Consider the following 18853-nt stretch of genomic DNA (forward strand, 5'->3'; position numbering starts at 1 on the left):
ACACACATAAGACGTAAGGGTAACGCACTGGGGGGCGATCAGGCCAGCGTGTACAAAAAAGCAGCAGCGGTATAAAGAAAGTTGTATCGATGTCGATACAAGGGTGTCACTCCAAGAGCCGGAGGCTCAGATCATGCTTTCCATTAGCGCAACCAACCCTGCCATTGTTTCTTCGCTAACCGTGCCTGATGCGAAAAAAGATACCGATGCAGACGATAAAGACAAATCGTCTTCTACCGATCGAGCCACTGACACCAAGCCCCAAGGTCTAGTCGTGGATATCTCGGGGGCCGGGCTGAAAGCCTCCAAGGCCAGCACTAACTCGAACAAGGACATTGACGACAGCAACCTGAAAGACAACATCAAGCAGCTGTTGAAAATGATTCGCGAGATGAGAAAGCAGCTCGCCGAGAAGATGGCTCAGCTTTCTGCTGCCATGTCCGACGCCTCCAAGACCCCGCAGGCAAGGCAGGCCAGAGTGGCTGCCTTGCAGAGTGATATCGCGTCATTGCAGGCCGGCTTGATGACGGCCCAGTCACAGTTGACGAAGGCCTTGAAAGACGAGTCTCCTGAGTCGCAGCTGGAAGCAATGGCCCTGCTGGCGAAGTAGGACAGGTTCAGATCACCCGCGAAAATCGTTGCCGATTCTGGTGTTCCAGATAGGCATCGAACACCATGCACACCGAGCGCACCAGCAGGCGTCCCGCCGGTAATACGCGGATGCCCTGTGGGTCGACTTCGATCAGCCCGTCCTCGGTCATCGCTTCCAGTTGCGGCCAGAGTTCGTCGAAATAGCCGCGAAAATCGATGTTGAAGGCCTGTTCGATCTTCTCGAAATTCAGGCTGAAATTGCAGATCAACTGCTGAATCACTTCCCGTCGCAGCCGGTCATCCGTGGTGCATAACAACCCACGGCTGGTGGCCAGTTGCGCGCCGGCGAGGGCGTTCTGGTAGTGATTCAGGTCGCTGCTGTTCTGGCAGTACAGGTCGCCAATCTGGCTGATCGCCGACACCCCGAGCCCGATCAAGTCGCAATGCCCGTGGGTGGTGTAGCCCTGGAAGTTGCGTTGCAGGGTGCCTTCTTCCTGGGCGATGGCCAGTTCGTCGTCCGGCAGGGCGAAGTGGTCCATGCCGATGTAGCGGTAGCCGGCCTGGGTCAACTGCTCGATGGTGGTTTGCAGCATCAGCAGCTTTTCGGCCGGGGAGGGCAGGTCGTCGGTGTTGATCCGCCGCTGGGGCATGAAACGCTCCGGCAGGTGCGCATAGTTGAACACCGAGAGCCGGTCGGGTTGCAGGCTGATGACTTCCTGCACCGTGCGGGCGAAATTCAACGGTGTCTGCCTGGGCAGGCCGTAGATCAGGTCGATGTTGATCGAACGAAACTGCAGGGTGCGCGCGGCGTCGATCACCGCCCGGGTTTCTTCCAGGCTTTGCAGGCGGTTCACGGCCCGCTGCACTTCGGGGTCCAGGTCCTGCAGGCCGATACTGACGCGGTTGAAACCCAGCTCACGCAGCAGGCCCATGGTCGCCCAGTCGGCTTCCCGCGGGTCGATTTCAATCCCGTAGTCGCCGGAATCATCGTCCAGCAGGTTGAAGTGCTGGCGCAGCCGGCCCATGACCTGGCGCAGTTCGTCGTGGCTGAGAAAGGTCGGGGTGCCGCCGCCAAAATGCAGTTGCTCCACCGGCTGTTTCGGGTCGAGGTGACAGGCCACCAGCTGGATTTCCTGCTCCAGGCGCTGCAGGTAGGCCTGGGCCCGCCCGCGGTCCTTGGTGATGACCTTGTTGCAGGCGCAGTAGTAGCAAATATTCGCGCAGAACGGCACATGCACATACAGCGACAAGGGCCGTGCGGCCTTGCGACTGTCGCGCAGGGCGTGGAGCAGGTCGAAAGTGCCGACCTGGCTGTCGAATTGTACGGCGGTGGGGTACGAGGTGTAGCGCGGCCCCGCCAGGTCGTAGCGGTGAATCAGATCAGCGTCCCAACGAATGGCGTCGAGCATGCGGGCGTTCCCCCGGATAGGCTAGTGGGCCGAGTCTAGGGGCTGGGTGCAGGGGCCATCTTGATTTGCATCAACGGGGAGCGGCGCTATGCCACATGGCCTTTTAATGGCCCATTAGCCAGTGCTGATGGGGGCCTGGCAGTGTCCACAGGCCAAACACAATCACCAGCAGGCCTCCGGTCATGCGCACGCTGCGTTTGCGCAACAGAGCGGTGACACGCTCGGCTGCGAGGCCGGTGGCCAGCAGCACCGGCCAGGTACCAAGGCCAAACGCGAGCATCAGCACTGCACTGTCCAGCGCATTGCCTTGGCTGGCCGCCCACAGCAGGGTGCTGTAGACCAGGCCGCACGGCAGCCAGCCCCAGAGCGCGCCCAGCAGCAAGGCCCGGGGCAGGCTGGACACCGGCAACAAACGGTTGGCAACCGGCTGGATATGGCGCCACAGGCCGCGCCCGAGGCTTTCGATGCGGGTCAGTCCGCTCCACCAGCCGGCCAGGTACAAGCCCATGCAGATCAGCAGCAGGCCGGCGAGGATGCGCATGAACATCGCGGCCGGGCTGTTGGCCACCGCCCAGCCGGCCAGGCCGATCAACAGGCCGGCGGTGGCGTAGCTGAGGATGCGTCCCAGGTTGTAGGCCAGCAGCAGGCGAAAGCGCCGACTGCGTTGCTCCTTGGGTATCGCCAGGGTCAGCGCGCCCATCAGGCCGCCGCACATACCCAGGCAATGGCCGCCGCCCAGCAGGCCGAGGATCACCGCCGAGACCAGCAGGGGCGCCAGTTCAAGCATGGGGCGGGTCTTTGGGCTTGGGCGGTTGCTCGGGGCCGTTGGTTTCATCGACGGCGGCCAGGTGATTCGGGTCCTGGTCGTCGAACAGCACGCTGTGGGCCGGGCCGTCCAAATCGTCGTACTGGCCGCTGTCCACCGCCCAGAAGAAGATGTAAATGGCGATGGCCACGATCAACAGTGCCGCCGGGATCATCACGTAAAGAGCTGGCATCTGCACTCCATGCCCGCGCGGCTCAAGCCGGCAGCGGACGGGTTACGGGGGCGGGGCTCGCGGCTGGCGTGCTCGGCATGCGAGTCAGGCGCAGGGCGTTGAGCACCACGGTCAACGAACTGAGGGACATGCCGATCGCCGCCCAGATCGGGGTGACCCAGCCGAGGGCGGCAAACGGCAACATCAGGCCATTGTACAGCCCGGCCCACAGCAGGTTTTCAATGATTACCCGACGGGTGCGCCGGGCCAGGGTAAAGGCTTGTACCAGGGCGTCGAGGCGGTTCGACAGCAGCACCGCGTCGGCGCTGGTCTTGGCCAGGTCGGTGGCCGAGCCCATGGCCACGCTGATATCGGCAGCGGCCAGCACCGGCACGTCGTTGACGCCATCGCCGAGCATCAGCACCTTGCGACCTTCCTTGTGCAGTTGTTGCAGCATGTGCAGCTTGTCGTCGGGGCGCAGGCCGCCGTGGGCTTCATCGATGCCCAGTTCCGCAGCGACACTGGCGACCATCGGCGAGCTGTCGCCCGACAGCAGCAACGTGCGCCAGCCCCGGGCTTTGCAGGCCGCGAGCAAGGCGGGCGCGTCACTGCGCAGGCGGTCGTCCAGGACAAACCAGGCCAGGGCACCTTGGGTGTCGCCCAGCAGCAGCCATTGGCCGGCGTCCTTTGGCGAGTCGGGGAGGGCACAACCACTCAGTTCACAGACAAAACCCGGCTGGCCAATGCGCAGCTGGCGTTCGCCGACGCGCCCTTCCAGGCCCAGGCCCGGTGTGCTGAGCACTTCATCTGCCGCCAGGGGGGCACGGCCGAATGCGCGGGCGATCGGGTGTTCGGAACGTTGTTCCAGCGCGGCGGCAAGGCTCAGGCATTCGTCGCTGCCCAGCACGCCCAGCGGACGAATCGCGCGCAAAGCCAGGCGGCCTTCGGTGAGAGTGCCGGTCTTGTCGAAGATCACCGTGTCGATCTGGTTCAGGCCTTCCAACACGTGGCCCCGGGTCAGCAGCAAGCCGAGTTTGTGCAGGGTGCCGGTGGCCGCCGTCAGGGCGGTGGGCGTGGCCAGGGACAGGGCGCAAGGGCAGGTTGCAACCAGCATCGCCAGGACAATCCAGAAGGCTCGCGATGAATCCAGCTCCCACCACGCCAGCCCGATGACTGCGGCCGCGATCAACGAGCACAGCAGGAACCATTGAGCGGCGCGGTCGGCGATTTCCGCCAGCCGGGGTTTTTCCGCCTGGGCCCGTTCCAGCAGGCGCACGATGGCCGACAGGCGCGTGTCGTGGCCCAACGCGCGGACTTCGACGGTCAGCGCGCCTTCCACATTGAGCGTGCCGGCGGTGACTGCATCGCCGACCTGTCGTGGTTGCGGCAGGTACTCGCCGGTCAGCAGGGATTCGTCGATGCTCGACTGGCCGTCGAGGATTATGCCGTCTGCCGGCAATACCGCGCCCGGGTGTACCAGAACCCGATCACCCAAGGCGAGCTCGCTGAGCAGGATGCGTTCACTCTGGCCATCGGCACTCATGCGCAGGCACGAGGCCGGCAGCACGTTGACCAACTGTGCGGTGGCCGCCGCCGTGCGTTCCCGGGCGCGGCGCTCCAGGTAACGCCCGGCGAGCAGGAACAGGGCAAACATGCCGACCGCATCGAAATACAGTTCTCCGGTGCCGGTGATGGCGGTCCAGATTCCGGCCAGGTAGGCACCACCAATGGCCAGGGACACCGAAACATCCATGGTCAGGTGGCGGGTACGCAGGTCGCGCATCGCGCCCTTGAAGAACGGCGCGCAGCTGTAGAACACGATCGGTGTGGTGAGAAACATCGCGACCCAGCGCAGGATCACATGCAGCTCCGGGCTCAGGTCGATATTGAATTCCGGCCACGTGGCCATCGTCGCCATCATCGCCTGGAACCACAGCAGCCCGGCCACGCCCAATTGGCGCAAGGCCAGGCGGTTTTCGCTGGCCAGCTGTTCGGCTGCGCGGTCGGCTTGGTACGGGTGGGCGGCGTAGCCGATGTGGCGCAACTCGCCGAGCAGTTGGCTCAGCGGCAATTGCCCGTCGGCCCAGCGCACGTGCAGGCGATGGTTGGACAGGTTCAGTCGCGCTTCGGCCACGGCGGGCAGGCTGCGCAGGTGTTTTTCGATCAGCCAGCCACAGGCGGCGCAGCTGATGCCTTCCATCAACAAGGTAGCTTCCGACAGATCGCCGTCGTGGCGTACGAAGGGTTTTTGCACATCCGCACGGTCATACAGCGCCAGCTCGTCCACCAGTTGCACCGGCAGCGCCTCGGGGTTGGCCGAGGCTTCGCTGCGGTGCTGGTAGTAGCTTTCCAGGCCACCGGCGACAATCGCCTCGGCCACCGCCTGGCAGCCCGGGCAGCACAGTTCGCGGGGCTCGCCGAGGATCACGGCAATGAACCGGCTGCCGAGGGGAACGGGCAGTGCGCAGTGGTAGCAAGGGGTTGGGGTGGTCATGGCTCAGTTCCGATGATCGTTCCCACGCTCTGCGTGGGAACGCCTCGCTGGACGCTCCGCGTCCGCTCTTGTGACGCGGAGCGTCACGGGCTGCATTCCCACGCAGAGCGTGGGAACGATCGAACAGGTACGGTGCTATTTTTTCAGGTCTTCAGCACCCTGCAGCGGCTCGTCGCCCAGCAGCAAGTCCTTGTCATGGCTGACCTGTTCTTCTTCAAACATGCGCCAGGTCCGGTCGCCTTCCACGCCGAGCAATTCGACGAAGCGGCGGCCTTCGACCTTATCGGTCACCTGGCCAATGTAGCGGCCGGGTTCGCTGTCGCTGCGGGTCAGGATGATCTTGCGGTCCTTCTCCGGCTGGGTCGGTGAAATCAGGTTGAGTTCCAGGGTGCCGGGCCCGCTGTTGCCGGTGAGGTGCAACTCGACCTCGCCGGTCAGTTCGTCCAGATGCACCTTGGCGCGCAGTTGCAGGGTCTGGGCCAGCAACTCGCGGTCCAGGGAGCGATTGATGCCTTTGCCGGCCTCGTAGTAGTTGTCGTTGACCAGGTTGTCGGGGTTGTTCACCGCGATGGTCACCATGGACAAGGTCAACGTTACCGAGCACGCCAGGATCCCAATGATGATCCAGGGCCAGAGGTGCTTGTACCAGGGGCTTGCGGCAGTAGCTGCGGGCATTGTTGTGCTCTCTATTAACGAACTTGTGGGCCGATGAATCGGCTCTTGGCTTCAATGTGAACGCTTTGGTCATCAGCGTCCCTGAGGATGAATTTCACCTCGTTGGTGCTCGACGGCAGTTGCTCGGGTGCGCTCGACAGCTCCACCGGCATGCTGAAGATTTCCCCGGCAGCCACCTTGATCTCGCGCCGGCCTTGCAGCTTGAGGTCTGGCAGGCCAGCGGCGTCGAGCACGTAGGTGTGGTCGCGCTGGTCCTTGTTCATGATCTTCAGGCTGTAGACGTTTTCGATCCGGCCTTCGGCGTTTTCGCGGTACAGCACGCGGTCCTTGCTGACATCGAAACCCACCAGCGAACGCATGAAAAACGCGGCCACCAACAGACTGATCATCGCCAGCAGTACCAGGGCGTAACCGATCAGGCGCGGGCGCAGCTTATGGGTTTTCTGCCCCGAGAGGTTGTGCTCGGTGGTGTAGCTGATCAGGCCGCGAGGATATTCCATCTTGTCCATGATGTTGTCGCAGGCGTCGATGCAGGCGGCGCAGCCGATGCATTCGATTTGCAGGCCGTCACGGATGTCGATACCGGTGGGGCACACCTGCACGCACATCGTGCAATCGATGCAATCCCCCAGGCCTTCGGCCTTGTAGTCGATGCCTTTTTTGCGCGGGCCACGGGCTTCGCCACGGCGCGGATCGTAGGAAACAATCAGGGTGTCCTTGTCGAACATCACGCTTTGGAAGCGCGCATACGGGCACATGTAGATACACACTTGCTCCCGCAGCCAGCCGGCGTTGCCGTAGGTGGCGAGGGTGAAGAAACCGACCCAGAAATACGACCAGCCATCGGCCTGGCCGGTGAAGAAATCGAACACCAGTTCACGGATCGGCGAGAAGTAGCCGACGAAGGTCATGCCGGTGACAAAACCGATGATCAGCCACAGGCTGTGTTTGCTGAACTTGCGCAGGAACTTGTTGGCGCTCATCGGCGCCTTGTCCAGCTTGATGCGTTGGTTGCGGTCGCCTTCGGTGACCTTTTCGCACCACATGAAAATCCAGGTCCACACGCTTTGCGGGCAGGTGTAACCGCACCAGACACGGCCGGCGTACACCGTGATGAAGAACAGGCCAAACGCCGCCACGATCAGGATGCCCGACAGCAGGATGAAATCCTGGGGCCAGAAGGTCGCGCCAAAAATGAAGAACTTGCGTTCTGGCAGGTTCCACCAAACGGCCTGATGGCCACCCCAATTCAGCCACACGGTACCGAAGTACAGGAGGAACAGACCGGCGCCACCGAGCATCCGCAAATTGCGAAACAAACCGGTGAAGGCGCGGGTGTAGATTTTCTCCCGGGACGCGTAGAGATCGACGGTGTTGTTCGAGTTTTTGGCAGGCGGGGTAACGTTCTGTACCGGTATTTGGTTGCTCATCATTGCATCCCACGGCGGTGGAGATTTGCCTCGGCCAGTACGTGCCAACCGGGGTCAAAATAGGGGTGTTGCAGTGGCGTAATGATACGCCCCTGATCCCCTTCAACGGGTGCGACCTTTGGTCGCGTTGGGGGAAATCATTTGATGGTGTACGTGATCTGGATCAATTGACTTGTGAAGTATGGACGGTTTTTGCAGCCTTACCGGTCATTCGTCCCATGGATTGATCAACGCGACACCGCTGGATTGAAAGTCACTGATGTTGCGGGTAACCACTGTCAGCCCATGAACCAGCGCGGTCGCAGCGATCAGCGAGTCACATTCGTTTGCTTGGTCTGGCACATGCAAGCTGGCACAGCGCAGGGCAACTGCTGCATCAATTGGCAGGATCCGGGCATCAAACGCCGGCATTACCTGGCGCTTGAGCCATGTGCGCAAAACCTTCCCCTGAGCGGGATCACGCCGCTCCATTCGCAGGACCCCTGTTTCCAGTTCCTTCAAGGTAATGGCTGAAATATACATCCGTGGTGCGATGACACTTTTGGCCCAGGCGACCACGTTTGCATCGGCCTGGGGTTTGCGCAGTTCAGAAATCACATTGGTGTCGAGTAGATACATCAAGAGAAGTCCACGGGTCGATGAATGATCACGGCGCGTTCGGTTTCGAACTCGATATCGGCCGCTTCTGGCATCACCAACAGGTCAACGATGTCGGCATTGAGGCCTGTCAGTTTTTGGTAGTCCTCAATGCTTAGCAGTACATGGGCAGGCTTGCCCCGATCAGTGATAAAAACCGGGCCCTGGCGGGCGGCTTTTTTGGCACCGCTTGTGTCTTGATTGAATTCACGGCTGGAGATGGTGGTGATGGTCATGGGGGCTAGCCTCCTCATGGGGTGCGAATGTAGATACGTTACTACTGAGGTTTTTCTTGATCAACCTCAAATGTAGATACGTTGCTAGGTAGCGCCGGATTTTTTGGATTGAAATCAAAAACGGCCCCGCCAATCTTCACTGGCGGGGCCGTTTTTTATTGCCTTTCTGCCTTACTCGGCTTCAGCCGCCTTATCCCCATGGGACAGGCTGTAAACATACGCCGCCAGCAAGTGCACCTTGTCATTCCCCTGCAACTGCTCCTGCGCAGGCATCTGGCCCTGGCGGCCATAACGGATGGTCTGCTGCAGTTGCGCGAAGCTCGAACCGTAGATGAACGCGCCCGGATGCGTCAGGTCAGGTGCGCCCATCGCTGGCGTACCCTTGCCCTGCGGACCGTGGCAGGCCACGCAGTTGGCGGCGAACAGTTTCTCGCCATTGGCCACGTCCGCCTTGGCACCTTCCGGCAGTTTGCGCCCGTCGAGGTTGGTCACCACAAACCCGGCCACGTCGGCCACGCCTTGCTCGCCAATGACTTCGGCCCAGGCCGGCATCACCGCGTGGCGGCCTTTCATGATGGTTTCCTTGATGGTCGCCGGCTCACCGCCCCAGCGCCAGTCGGCGTCGGTCAGGTTGGGGAAACCGTAGGCGCCCTTGGCGTCGGAACCGTGGCACACCGAGCAGTTGGAGGCGAACAAACGGCCGCCCATCTTCAAGGCTTGCGGGTCCTTGGCCACTTCTTCAATCGGCATGGCTGCGAATTTGGCGAAGATCGGCCCGAACCGGGCGTCCGACTTGGCCATTTCCTTTTCCCATTCGTGCACGCCGGTCCAGCCGGTCTGGCCGTTGGCAAACGGGGTTTGCTTGTCGTTGTCGAGGTAGGCGTAGCCCGGCAGCAGGCCTTTCCAGTTGCCCAGGCCGGGGTACAGCGCCAGGTAGCCGAGGGCGAAGATGATGGTGCCGACGAACAGCATGAACCACCATTTGGGCAGCGGGTTGTCGTACTCCTCGATGCCGTCGAACGAGTGGCCAACGGTTTCATCGGTTTGCTCGGCGCGCTGGCCCTTGCGGGTCGACAGCAGCAGCCAGGTCAGGGCGAAAATGGTACCCAGACTGAGGACTGTGACGTACAGACTCCAGAACGTAGTCATTCTTTGTTACTCCTAGACGCTTCTACGACGTGCTTGATGGCTTCGGGATCATCCGCGAAGGGCAGCAACGTCGCGTCTTCAAACTCCGACTTGCGCTTGGGGCTGAACACCCACAAGGCCAGGCCGATAAAGGCCACCATCACGACAACGGTGCCCAGGCCTCGAATCATCCCGATATCCATCCAGATCACCGTTTGCTTTTGATGATGGTGCCAAGGCCTTGCAAGTAGGCCACCAGTGCGTCCATTTCGGTCTTGCCCTTCACGGCCGCGGCCGCGCCGGCGATGTCTTCGTCGGTGTAAGGCACGCCCAGGGTGCGCAAGACTTCCATCTTCTTGGCGGTGTCCTTGCCGTCGAGTTTGTTTTCGACCAGGAACGGGTACGCTGGCATTTTCGACTCGGGCACCACGTTGCGCGGGTTGTACAAGTGCGCACGCTGCCAGTCATCGGAGTAACGACCGCCGACACGGGCCAGGTCCGGGCCGGTACGCTTGGAACCCCACAGGAACGGGTGGTCCCACACGCTTTCACCGGCCACCGAGTAGTGGCCGTAGCGTTCGGTTTCGGCGCGGAACGGACGGATCATCTGCGAGTGGCAGCCGACACAACCGTTGGCGATGTAGACGTCGCGGCCTTCCAGTTCAAGGGCGGTGCGCGGCTTCATGCCTTCCACCGGCTTGTTGGTCACGTCCTGGAAAAACAGCGGAACGATCTGGGTCAGGCCGCCGATACTCACGGCGATGACCATGAAGAAGGCCAGCAGGCCGATATTCTTCTCGACTACTTCATGCTTCATCAGTGAGCTCCCACAACGGCGATCTTGGTAGCGGCTTCGGCTTCTACAGGGTCGGAGGCACGCACGGTGCGCCACACGTTGTAGGCCATGAACAGCATGCCGCTGGCAAAGATCGCACCGCCCAGGGCGCGCACGATGTAACCCGGATGGCTGGCTTGCAGCCCTTCGACGAAGGAGTAGGTGAGGGTGCCGTCATCGTTGATTGCACGCCACATCAGGCCCTGGGTGATGCCGTTGACCCACATCGAGGCGATGTAGAGCACGGTACCGATGGTGGCCAGCCAGAAGTGCGTGTTGATCAGGCTGACGCTGTGCATCTGCGCACGGCCGAACAGTTTCGGGATCATGTGGTACAGCGCGCCGATGGAGATCATCGCTACCCAGCCGAGAGCGCCGGCGTGTACGTGGCCGATGGTCCAGTCGGTGTAGTGGGACAGCGAGTTGACGGTCTTGATGGCCATCATCGGGCCTTCGAAGGTCGACATGCCGTAGAACGCCAGGGAGACCACGAGGAACCGCAGGATCGGGTCGGTGCGCAACTTATGCCAGGCGCCCGACAGGGTCATCATACCGTTGATCATGCCGCCCCAGCTCGGGGCCAGCAGGATGATCGACATCGCCATGCCCAGGGACTGGGCCCAGTCCGGCAGTGCGGTGTAGTGCAAGTGGTGCGGACCGGCCCAGATGTACAGGGTGATCAGTGCCCAGAAGTGCACGATGGACAGGCGATAGGAGTAGATCGGACGCTCGGCCTGTTTCGGCACGAAGTAGTACATCATCCCCAGGAAGCCGGTGGTGAGGAAGAAGCCTACGGCGTTGTGGCCGTACCACCACTGGATCATCGCGTCGGTCGCCCCGGCGTAGGCCGAGTAGGACTTGAAGAAGCTCACCGGCAAGGACGCGTGGTTGACGATGTGCAGCATCGCCGTCACCAGGATGAACGCCCCGTAGAACCAGTTGCCGACGTAGATATGCTTGGTCTTGCGCTTGACGATGGTGCCGAAGAACACCACTGCGTAGGTCACCCAGACGATGGCCAGCAAAATGGCGATCGGCCATTCCAGCTCGGCGTATTCCTTGGTGGTGGTGTAGCCCAGCGGCAGGGTGACGATCGCGCCAACGATGACCGCTTGCCAGCCCCAGAAGGTAAAGGCAGCCAATGCATCGGAAATCAGTCGCGTTTGGCAGGTTCGCTGCACGACGTAGTAAGAAGTGGCAAACAGTGCACATCCGCCGAAGGCGAAAATCACCAGGTTGGTGTGCAACGGGCGCAGGCGTCCAAACGTCGTCCATGGCAGGCCAAAATTCAACTCTGGCCAAACCAGTTGCGAGGCAATGAAAACGCCGAGCCCCATGCCAAGGATCCCCCAGACCACCGTCATGATGGCGAACTGGCGGACTACCTTATAGTTATAAGCAGTCGGACTGATTGCTGTGCTCATTCTAAGGTTCCACGGTTTAGGTTTTTTTATAGGGTAAAAATCGGTCGCAAGTATGGAGAAAGCAAGATTCCATTGCAACGCAAGGTGACCTGCGTCAATGCGTTCCAAACCAGATTCTGCGCCCTTTCCATGTTTGGCGTAAGGACAAAATTCAGGGTTAAAAGCTGACGACTTGGACAGGATTTTAGAGGGGTCGAAGGTACTTGTAACTAGGTGTGTGTAAACAAGCGGCCCGGGTGACGAATGGTCAGTGGCACGACAGCCGGTAAGTACCAGCCTTTGCGCCTGTCATCGAGCAGAAATGTTTCAACCCATCGAGTGCAAGTCGGCCATCGACCGGCCAATGCCGGTCCACTGTGCAAACAAGCGTAGACCCGAATGGCAGGAGGGGAAAGTCAGCGATCGGAAGGGTGCGACAATGGGTCGCAAAAAAGCCGCACCTGAATCAGGCGCGGCGTTTGGGTATTGCTGGATTACTCGGGTTGGCTGTCAGGCGTTGCGCCATCGGCATTGTGGGACAGGCTGTAAACGTAGGCGGCCAGCAGGTGCACCTTGTCATTGCCTTGCAGCACTTCCTGCGCAGGCATCTGGCCTTGGCGGCCGTGGCGAATGGTTTGCTGCAACTGTGCCAGGCTGGTGCCGTAGATAAAGCCGCTTGGCTGCGTCAGGTTCGGTGCACCCATGGCTTCCACGCCATGGCCTTGCGGGCCGTGGCACGCCACGCAAGTGGTGCTGAACGCGACCTGGCCTGCGGCGACATCCGCCGTGCTGTCGGCTGGCAACGGCAGGCCCGCCAATTCGTGGCGCACATAGGCGGCGACGTTTTTCACACCGTCTTCACCCAGTACTTCACCCCAGGCCGGCATCGCGGCATGACGGCCATTCAGGATGGTCATCTTGATTGCATCCGCCGAACCGCCCCAGCGCCAGATGTTGTCTGCCAGGTTCGGGAAGCCGTAGGCGCCCTTGGCGTCCGAGCCGTGGCACACCGCGCAGTTGGAGGCAAACAGGCGGCCGCCCATTTTCAGCGCTTGCGGGTCCTTGGCGACTTCCTCCACGGGCATTGCTGCAAATTTGGCGAAGATCGGCCCGAATTTGGCGTCGGCCTTGGCCATTTCCTTGTCCCATTCCTTGGTCTGGGTCCAGCCGTCTTCATAGCCCGGCAACACGCCTTTCCAGTTGCCCAGGCCCGGGTAGAGGATCAGGTAGCCGACGGCAAACACCAGGGTGCCGGCGAACAGCATGAACCACCATTGCGGCAGCGGGTTGTCGTACTCCTCGATCCCGTCGAAGGCGTGGCCCATGGTCTGGTCCACGCTGCCCTTGGTCTCGCCCTTGCGGGTGCCGATCAACAGCCAGGTCAGGCCGATCAGGCTGCCGAGGGTCAGTACACAGATCCATGTACTCCAGAAGGTAGTCATGGCCGGTTGCTCCTTGTTGCAGGCTCTTCTTGAGCGTCGGGGGTTGGCGGTAGCGGTTCATCGGCAAACGGCAGCAGGCACGCCTCGGCGAACTCCGAATTGCGCCGGGCATTGAATACCCACAGCGACAGGCCGATGAAGGCGATGGCCACGACCAGCGTGCCGAGGCCGCGGATGGTTCCAGCATCGAATTCAAATCCCATGGCTCACCTCTTGCTCTTGATGGCAGTGCCGAGCACTTGCAGGTAGGAAACCAGCGCGTCCATCTCGGTCTTGCCCTTGAGGGTGGCCACGGCGCCGGCGATGTCGTCGTCGGTGTACGGCACGCCCAGGGTGCGCATCACTTTGAGCTTGGTCTCGGTGTGGCTGCTGTCGACCGGGGCGGTGACCATCCATGGGTAGGCCGGCATCTTCGATTCCGGTACTACGTTGCGCGGGTTGTACAAGTGCGCGCGGTGCCAGTCGTCCGAGTAGCGCGCGCCGACGCGGGCCAGGTCCGGCCCGGTGCGCTTGGAGCCCCACAGGAACGGGTGATCCCACACGCTTTCACCGGCGACCGAGTAGTGGCCGTAGCGCTCGGTCTCGGCGCGGAACGGGCGGATCATCTGGGAGTGGCACTGCACGCAGCCTTCGCGGATGTAGATGTCACGGCCTTCCAGTTGAAGCGCGGTGTAGGGCTTCATGCCTTCCACCGGCTTGTTGGTCACGTCCTGGAAGAACAGCGGCACGATCTGGGTCAGGCCGCCGATGCTCACGGCGAGCACCATCAGCAGCATCAGCAGGCCGACGTTCTTTTCAATGGTTTCGTGTTTCATCATCGACTCCTCAGGCCATCTGCGCGGCGTTGGCGACTTCGGCAGGCTGTGCCGAACGCACGGTGCGCCAAGTGTTGTAAGCCATCAGGAACATGCCGCTGAGGAAGATCGCGCCGCCTACCAGTCGCACGATGAAGCCCGGGTGGCTGGCCACCAGGGTTTCGACGAAGGAGTAGGTCAAGGTGCCGTCTTCGTTGACCGCACGCCACATCAGGCCCTGGGCGATGCCGTTGACCCACATCGAGGCGATGTAGAGCACGGTGCCGATGGTGGCCAGCCAGAAGTGCGCGTTGATCAGGCCGAGGCTGTACATCTGCTCGCGACCGAAGATTTTCGGGATCATGTGATACAGCGCACCGATGGAAATCATCGCCACCCAGCCGAGGGCGCCGGCGTGTACGTGGCCGATGGTCCAGTCGGTGTAGTGGGAGAGGGCGTTGACCGTCTTGATGGCCATCATCGGCCCTTCAAACGTCGACATGCCGTAGAACGCCAGGGACACCACCAGGAAGCGCAGGATCGGGTCGCTGCGCAACTTATGCCAGGCGCCCGAGAGCGTCATCATGCCGTTGATCATCCCGCCCCAGCTCGGTGCCAGCAGCACCAGGGACATCACCATGCCCAGGGACTGTGCCCAGTCCGGCAGCGCGGTGTAGTGCAAGTGGTGCGGGCCTGCCCAGATGTACAGGGTGATCAGTGCCCAGAAGTGCACGATGGACAGGCGATAGGAATACACCGGACGCTCGGCCTGTTTTGGCACGAAGTAGTACATCATCCCCAGGAAGCCCGCAGTGAGGAAAAAGCCTACCGCGTTATGCCCGTACCACCACTGCACCATGGCATCCGTCGCACCGCCGTACAGCGAGTAGGACTTGGTCAGGCTGACCGGGATTTCCAGGTTGTTGACGATATGCAGGATGGCCACAGTGATGATGAACGCACCGAAGAACCAGTTACCGACGTAGATGTGCTTGGTGTTGCGCTTCATCACCGTGCCGAAGAACACGATGGCGTAGGCCACCCAGACGATGGTGATCAGGATGTCGATCGGCCATTCCAGCTCGGCGTATTCCTTGGAGCTGGTGTAGCCCAGCGGCAAAGTGATCGCGGCCAGCACAATGACCAACTGCCAGCCCCAGAAGCAGAACTGGGCGATCTTTGGCGCAAACAGTTGCGTTTGGCAGGTGCGTTGCACCGAGTAGAAGGAACTGGCAAACAGCGCGCAACCGCCGAAGGCGAAGATCACCGCGTTGGTGTGCAGCGGGCGCAAGCGGCCGAAACTGGTCCAGGGCAAATTGAAGTTGAGTTCGGGCCATACCAACTGGGCGGCGAGAAAAACCCCGAGCCCCATGCCGACGATGCCCCACACCACCGTCATAATGGCGAATTGGCGGACCACCTTGTAGTTATAGGCGGTACTTAAAGTAGTGTTCATGGTTCCCCATCCACGGTTCAACCCAAGCAAATGCGGCACTTGGGCTGGAGTTATAGGCAGACTAAAAAGCGAGGCAAGCATGGGCAAAGAGCACAAGGCCAGTATTGACGGGGATCAATGGGCGCAGTGTGTGCGGGAACGCGGCTGGTTGTGGAATGCCGCGACAGGGTCTATCGCGCGCGCGCCGGTGACGCTGATCCTGGCCCACGGTGCAGGTGCGCCGATGGACTCGGGCTTTATGAATGACATGGCTGCACGCCTTGCCGGGCATGGCGTGAACGTGTTGCGCTTCGAGTTTCCCTACATGGCCCAGCGTCGTGTGGACGGCGGCAAACGTCCGCCCAATCCGGCCCCGAAATTGCTGGAATGCTGGCGCGAGGTGTATGCCGAGGTGCGACGTCATGTCGCTGGGAAACTGGCGGTTGGCGGCAAGTCGATGGGCGGGCGGATGGCCAGTCTATTGGCGGATGAATTGGGCGCAGATGCGCTGGTGTGCCTGGGTTATCCGTTCTATGCGGTGGGCAAGCCGGAGAAGCCACGGACCGAGCATCTGGCCGGGCTGAAGACGCCGACGTTGATTGTGCAGGGCGAGCGGGATGCACTGGGCAATCGGGCGGCGGTGGAGGGGTATGTGTTGTCGCCGGGCATCGAGGTGATGTGGCTGGTGGCGGGGGATCATGATTTGAAGCCGTTGAAGGCGTCGGGGTTTAGTCATGAGCAGCATCTGGAGGCTGCGGCGGTGAAGGTGGCCGGGTTTCTCGCGGATCTTGAGTGAAACCTGTGGCGAGGGAGCTTGCTCCCGCTGGAGTGCGCAGCGCTCCTGTTTTGGGGCCGCTACGCAGCCCAGCGGGAGCGAGCTCCCTCGCCACAATTGAATCAATTACCGGTTGAAGCGCTCTACCAGCGAATACTGGGTATTCGCCGTATGCGTCAGCTCTTCACTCAACTGTGCCGAGTTCAGGGCCTGTTCCGATGTCTGGTCCGCCAGCAGCGCAATGGTGCTGATGTTGCGGCTGATCTCCTCAGCCACCGAGCTCTGCTCTTCAGTCGCTGCAGCAATCTGCGCCGTCATGTCGGTGATGTGCGCCACTGCTTCGCTGATCCCGATCAGCGCCTGATCCGCTTCCATCACCCGCGCGACACCTTCCTCTGCCTGGCGATGCCCGGCGTCCATGGTCTGCACGGCGGCGCTGGCAGTCTGCTGCAACTTGGCGATCAGCGCATGAATCTGCCCGGTGGACTCGCTGGTGCGCTGGGCCAATTGACGCACTTCGTCTGCCACCACCGCAAAGCCCCGGCCCATCTCACCGGCACGGGCCGCTTCGATGGCCGCGTTCAGTGCCAGCAGGTTGGTCTGGTCGGCGATGCCCTTGATCACATCCACCACGCCGCCGATCTCGTCGCTGTCCTTGGCCAGTTGGGTCACGGTCACGCCGGTTTCGCCGACGGCAACCGACAGGCGCTGAATCGCCTCGCGGGTTTCACCGGCGATATCACGGCCACGCCCGGTCAGGCGATTGGCTTCCTGAGTGGCATCGGCGGTGCGTTGCACATGGCTGGCAACTTCCTGAGTCGTCGCGGCCATCTGGTTGACGGCCGTGGCTACCTGTTCAGTCTCCACCCGCTGGCGCTCAAGACCGCTGGAGCTGTTGTGCGCCAGGGTGTTGGACTGTGCCGCCTGGTCGTTGAGGTGCTCGGCGGTGTCCTGCAAGCGCGTCAGACACGTCTTCAGGCGCGCTTCCTGGCTGAGGATCGACATCTCCAGGCGCGCCTGGGCGCCGCGGCTGTCGGTGTACATCTGTGCGATCAACGGGTCGGATGTGGTCTGCTCGGCCAGGCGCAGCAAACGCTTGAGCCCGCGCTGTTGCCAGCTGAGGCCCAGCAGGCCGAGCGGCACCGAGAGCGCGGCGGCCAGGGCAAACCCCCAGTGGGAATTGAGCCAGACGCCAATCAGAAAGCTCAACTGGCTGACCAGGATAAACGGCAGCCAGTCCTGCAACACCGGCAGCCACTTGTCGCGGCGCGGAATGGCTGGCTTGCCCTGGTTGATGCGCTGGTAAAGCGCTTCGGCACGGCGGATCTGCTCGGCGGTGGGCTTGACCCGCACCGACTCGTAGCCGATCACCTGGTTGCCGTCGAAGACCGGTGTCACATAGGCGTTGACCCAATAGTGATCACCGCTCTTGCAGCGGTTCTTGACGATGCCCATCCATGGCAAGCCTTGTTTGAGCGTGGACCACATGTGTGCGAACACTGCCGCCGGAACATCCGGATGACGAACCAGGTTGTGCGGGGCACGCAGCAGTTCGTCATGGGAAAACCCACTGATCTCGACGAAAGCGTCGTTGCAGTAGGTGATCACGCCTTTGGCATCCGTGGTGGAGATCAACCGTTGCTGAGCGGGGAAGGTACGTTCGCGCTGGGTAACGGGTTGGTTATTACGCATGATTGTTCAATCCGCAAGGCTTTGACAGGTTGTCGACCGTCGCGGGGTTTTATTTAACTTATTTTTGCAACAATCGACTCAGCCTCAGCCCGCCAGCATCGGATAGGTAAACAACCCGAAATGCAGCAGGTTAAGCCCGAAGTGCGTAACGATCGCCGCGCCTAACCCGCCAAAGCGATACGCCAGGCCGTAGCCCAGGCCGGCGATGGTCGCCAACAGCGTCCACTGCCAGCCCGCGCCCAGGTGCACCAGGCCGAATAGCAGTGCTGCCAGCAGCAGCGCGAGGTTTTCACCATAGGGCAATTGCTTGAATCGCCGGCTCAGGCCGCCCTGGATATAGCCGCGAAACAGCGCTTCCTCCACCAGAGTCACCAGCAGCAGGTTGTTCAGCACCCAGAGCCACGCCTGTTCCGGCCATTTTGGCGCCCAACTGATGACGCCCAACAACGCAGCGCCACCCAGTGCGGCAATCGCAGTAAGGGTCAATGCCATCGCCGTCGCATAGATCGACAGGCGCAGGGAGCGCCGCGCCACAATCCACGGGCACGCCAGCAGCAGCCAGAAGCCGATCAGCGGCTTGTCCTGGTTCAAATACATCGAGAACGGCACGGCATCATCAGTAAAGCGCTGCGGCGCGATCCCGCGTCCGTTGTAAAAACCCGGCAACCAGTGCATTGCCAACCCCAACGCGAGCACGATAAACAAACCGTGGCCCAAATATCGCACCCAAGGGTTTCGCTGTTGGCGCACGGCAAACCCGGCCAACAGCAACATGGCGACGGACAACCCCGCCATTAAACCCAGTTGCCCGAAGCTCAAGGCAAGTACATAGCCGATGGAAAGAAGCGCCAGGTACAGCCATGGCATCGCGAGCATGGGAAATCCTTGTGACTATCAAATC

General features: G+C 61.4%; 20 protein-coding genes. 2 read left to right on the forward strand and 18 right to left on the reverse strand.

Going from position 1 to position 18853, the window contains the following annotated elements; translation table 11 throughout:
* The first annotated feature begins 133 nt into the window (after nucleotides 1–133).
* Nucleotides 134–610: a hypothetical protein gene (locus HKK54_RS18525; RefSeq protein WP_169387420.1), complete on the forward strand. Its 477-nt coding sequence runs from the start codon at nucleotides 134–136 to the stop codon at nucleotides 608–610.
* A gap of 7 nt (nucleotides 611–617) precedes the next feature.
* Here the strand turns inward: HKK54_RS18525 and hemN are convergent, their stop codons facing one another.
* The 16 genes from hemN to ccoN (HKK54_RS18605) form a co-directional block, all read right to left on the reverse strand.
* Nucleotides 618–2000, reverse strand: a complete 1383-nt coding sequence (gene hemN, locus HKK54_RS18530) for an oxygen-independent coproporphyrinogen III oxidase (protein ID WP_169387421.1) — start codon at nucleotides 1998–2000, stop codon at nucleotides 618–620.
* Nucleotides 2001–2103: 103 nt separating this feature from the next.
* Nucleotides 2104–2787 carry a sulfite exporter TauE/SafE family protein gene (locus HKK54_RS18535; RefSeq protein WP_169387422.1) on the reverse strand — a complete coding sequence of 228 codons (684 nt, stop codon included), beginning with the start codon at nucleotides 2785–2787 and terminating at the stop codon, nucleotides 2104–2106.
* Nucleotides 2780–2998, reverse strand: coding sequence for a cbb3-type cytochrome oxidase assembly protein CcoS (gene ccoS / locus HKK54_RS18540; RefSeq protein WP_169387423.1), 219 nt, complete (start codon nucleotides 2996–2998; stop codon nucleotides 2780–2782). Before ccoS ends, HKK54_RS18535 begins: the two co-directional genes overlap by 8 nt.
* Nucleotides 2999–3020: 22 nt before the next feature.
* On the reverse strand, nucleotides 3021–5471 hold the full coding sequence (locus HKK54_RS18545) for a heavy metal translocating P-type ATPase (protein WP_169387424.1): 2451 nt from the start codon (nucleotides 5469–5471) through the stop codon (nucleotides 3021–3023).
* Between the two features lie 135 nt (nucleotides 5472–5606).
* Entirely contained in the window at nucleotides 5607–6146 is a 540-nt protein-coding gene (locus HKK54_RS18550; protein ID WP_010176382.1) for a FixH family protein, read from the reverse strand.
* Between the two features lie 14 nt (nucleotides 6147–6160).
* Nucleotides 6161–7576: a cytochrome c oxidase accessory protein CcoG gene (gene ccoG, locus HKK54_RS18555; protein WP_169387425.1), complete on the reverse strand. Its 1416-nt coding sequence runs from the start codon at nucleotides 7574–7576 to the stop codon at nucleotides 6161–6163.
* 207 nt (nucleotides 7577–7783) lie between these two features.
* Nucleotides 7784–8194 (reverse strand): type II toxin-antitoxin system VapC family toxin, encoded by a 411-nt coding sequence (locus HKK54_RS18560; protein WP_029616137.1) that lies wholly within the window; start codon nucleotides 8192–8194, stop codon nucleotides 7784–7786.
* Nucleotides 8194–8448: a type II toxin-antitoxin system Phd/YefM family antitoxin gene (locus tag HKK54_RS18565; RefSeq protein WP_010176379.1), complete on the reverse strand. Its 255-nt coding sequence runs from the start codon at nucleotides 8446–8448 to the stop codon at nucleotides 8194–8196. Before HKK54_RS18565 ends, HKK54_RS18560 begins: the two co-directional genes overlap by 1 nt.
* Before the next feature lie 171 nt (nucleotides 8449–8619).
* The gene (ccoP, locus tag HKK54_RS18570; protein WP_010176378.1) at nucleotides 8620–9597 is read right to left on the reverse strand and encodes a cytochrome-c oxidase, cbb3-type subunit III; all 978 of its coding nucleotides are present in this window, start codon (nucleotides 9595–9597) and stop codon (nucleotides 8620–8622) included.
* Nucleotides 9594–9779, reverse strand: coding sequence for a CcoQ/FixQ family Cbb3-type cytochrome c oxidase assembly chaperone (locus tag HKK54_RS18575; RefSeq protein ID WP_008437575.1), 186 nt, complete (start codon nucleotides 9777–9779; stop codon nucleotides 9594–9596). Before HKK54_RS18575 ends, ccoP (HKK54_RS18570) begins: the two co-directional genes overlap by 4 nt.
* 5 nt (nucleotides 9780–9784) lie before the next feature.
* Nucleotides 9785–10393: a cytochrome-c oxidase, cbb3-type subunit II gene (gene ccoO / locus HKK54_RS18580; protein WP_003193167.1), complete on the reverse strand. Its 609-nt coding sequence runs from the start codon at nucleotides 10391–10393 to the stop codon at nucleotides 9785–9787.
* Nucleotides 10393–11835: a cytochrome-c oxidase, cbb3-type subunit I gene (gene ccoN / locus HKK54_RS18585; protein WP_003219015.1), complete on the reverse strand. Its 1443-nt coding sequence runs from the start codon at nucleotides 11833–11835 to the stop codon at nucleotides 10393–10395. The genes ccoO (HKK54_RS18580) and ccoN (HKK54_RS18585) overlap by 1 nt, the downstream gene beginning before the upstream one ends.
* A 473-nt stretch (nucleotides 11836–12308) precedes the next feature.
* Nucleotides 12309–13256 carry a cytochrome-c oxidase, cbb3-type subunit III gene (gene ccoP / locus HKK54_RS18590; protein ID WP_169387426.1) on the reverse strand — a complete coding sequence of 316 codons (948 nt, stop codon included), beginning with the start codon at nucleotides 13254–13256 and terminating at the stop codon, nucleotides 12309–12311.
* Nucleotides 13253–13459: a cbb3-type cytochrome oxidase subunit 3 gene (locus HKK54_RS18595; protein ID WP_010176376.1), complete on the reverse strand. Its 207-nt coding sequence runs from the start codon at nucleotides 13457–13459 to the stop codon at nucleotides 13253–13255. The genes ccoP (HKK54_RS18590) and HKK54_RS18595 overlap by 4 nt, the downstream gene beginning before the upstream one ends.
* Nucleotides 13460–13462: 3 nt before the next feature.
* Nucleotides 13463–14071 (reverse strand): cytochrome-c oxidase, cbb3-type subunit II, encoded by a 609-nt coding sequence (ccoO, locus tag HKK54_RS18600; RefSeq protein ID WP_169387427.1) that lies wholly within the window; start codon nucleotides 14069–14071, stop codon nucleotides 13463–13465.
* 10 nt (nucleotides 14072–14081) lie between these two features.
* The gene (gene ccoN, locus HKK54_RS18605; protein WP_010176374.1) at nucleotides 14082–15506 is read right to left on the reverse strand and encodes a cytochrome-c oxidase, cbb3-type subunit I; all 1425 of its coding nucleotides are present in this window, start codon (nucleotides 15504–15506) and stop codon (nucleotides 14082–14084) included.
* Nucleotides 15507–15585: 79 nt separating this feature from the next.
* On the opposite strand from ccoN (HKK54_RS18605), the gene HKK54_RS18610 reads away from it, so the two are divergent.
* The gene (locus HKK54_RS18610) at nucleotides 15586–16281 is read left to right on the forward strand and encodes an alpha/beta family hydrolase (RefSeq protein ID WP_169387428.1); all 696 of its coding nucleotides are present in this window, start codon (nucleotides 15586–15588) and stop codon (nucleotides 16279–16281) included.
* Nucleotides 16282–16386: 105 nt separating this feature from the next.
* Here the strand turns inward: HKK54_RS18610 and HKK54_RS18615 are convergent, their stop codons facing one another.
* Nucleotides 16387–17952 carry a methyl-accepting chemotaxis protein gene (locus tag HKK54_RS18615; protein WP_008437582.1) on the reverse strand — a complete coding sequence of 522 codons (1566 nt, stop codon included), beginning with the start codon at nucleotides 17950–17952 and terminating at the stop codon, nucleotides 16387–16389.
* A gap of 84 nt (nucleotides 17953–18036) precedes the next feature.
* A complete protein-coding gene (locus HKK54_RS18620; protein ID WP_010176372.1) occupies nucleotides 18037–18828 on the reverse strand; it encodes a CPBP family intramembrane glutamic endopeptidase in 792 nt (263 codons plus the stop codon).
* Nucleotides 18829–18853 lie beyond the last annotated feature (25 nt).

Origin of the sequence: Pseudomonas sp. ADAK13 (assembly GCF_012935715.1) — a bacterium.
GTDB lineage: Bacteria > Pseudomonadota > Gammaproteobacteria > Pseudomonadales > Pseudomonadaceae > Aquipseudomonas.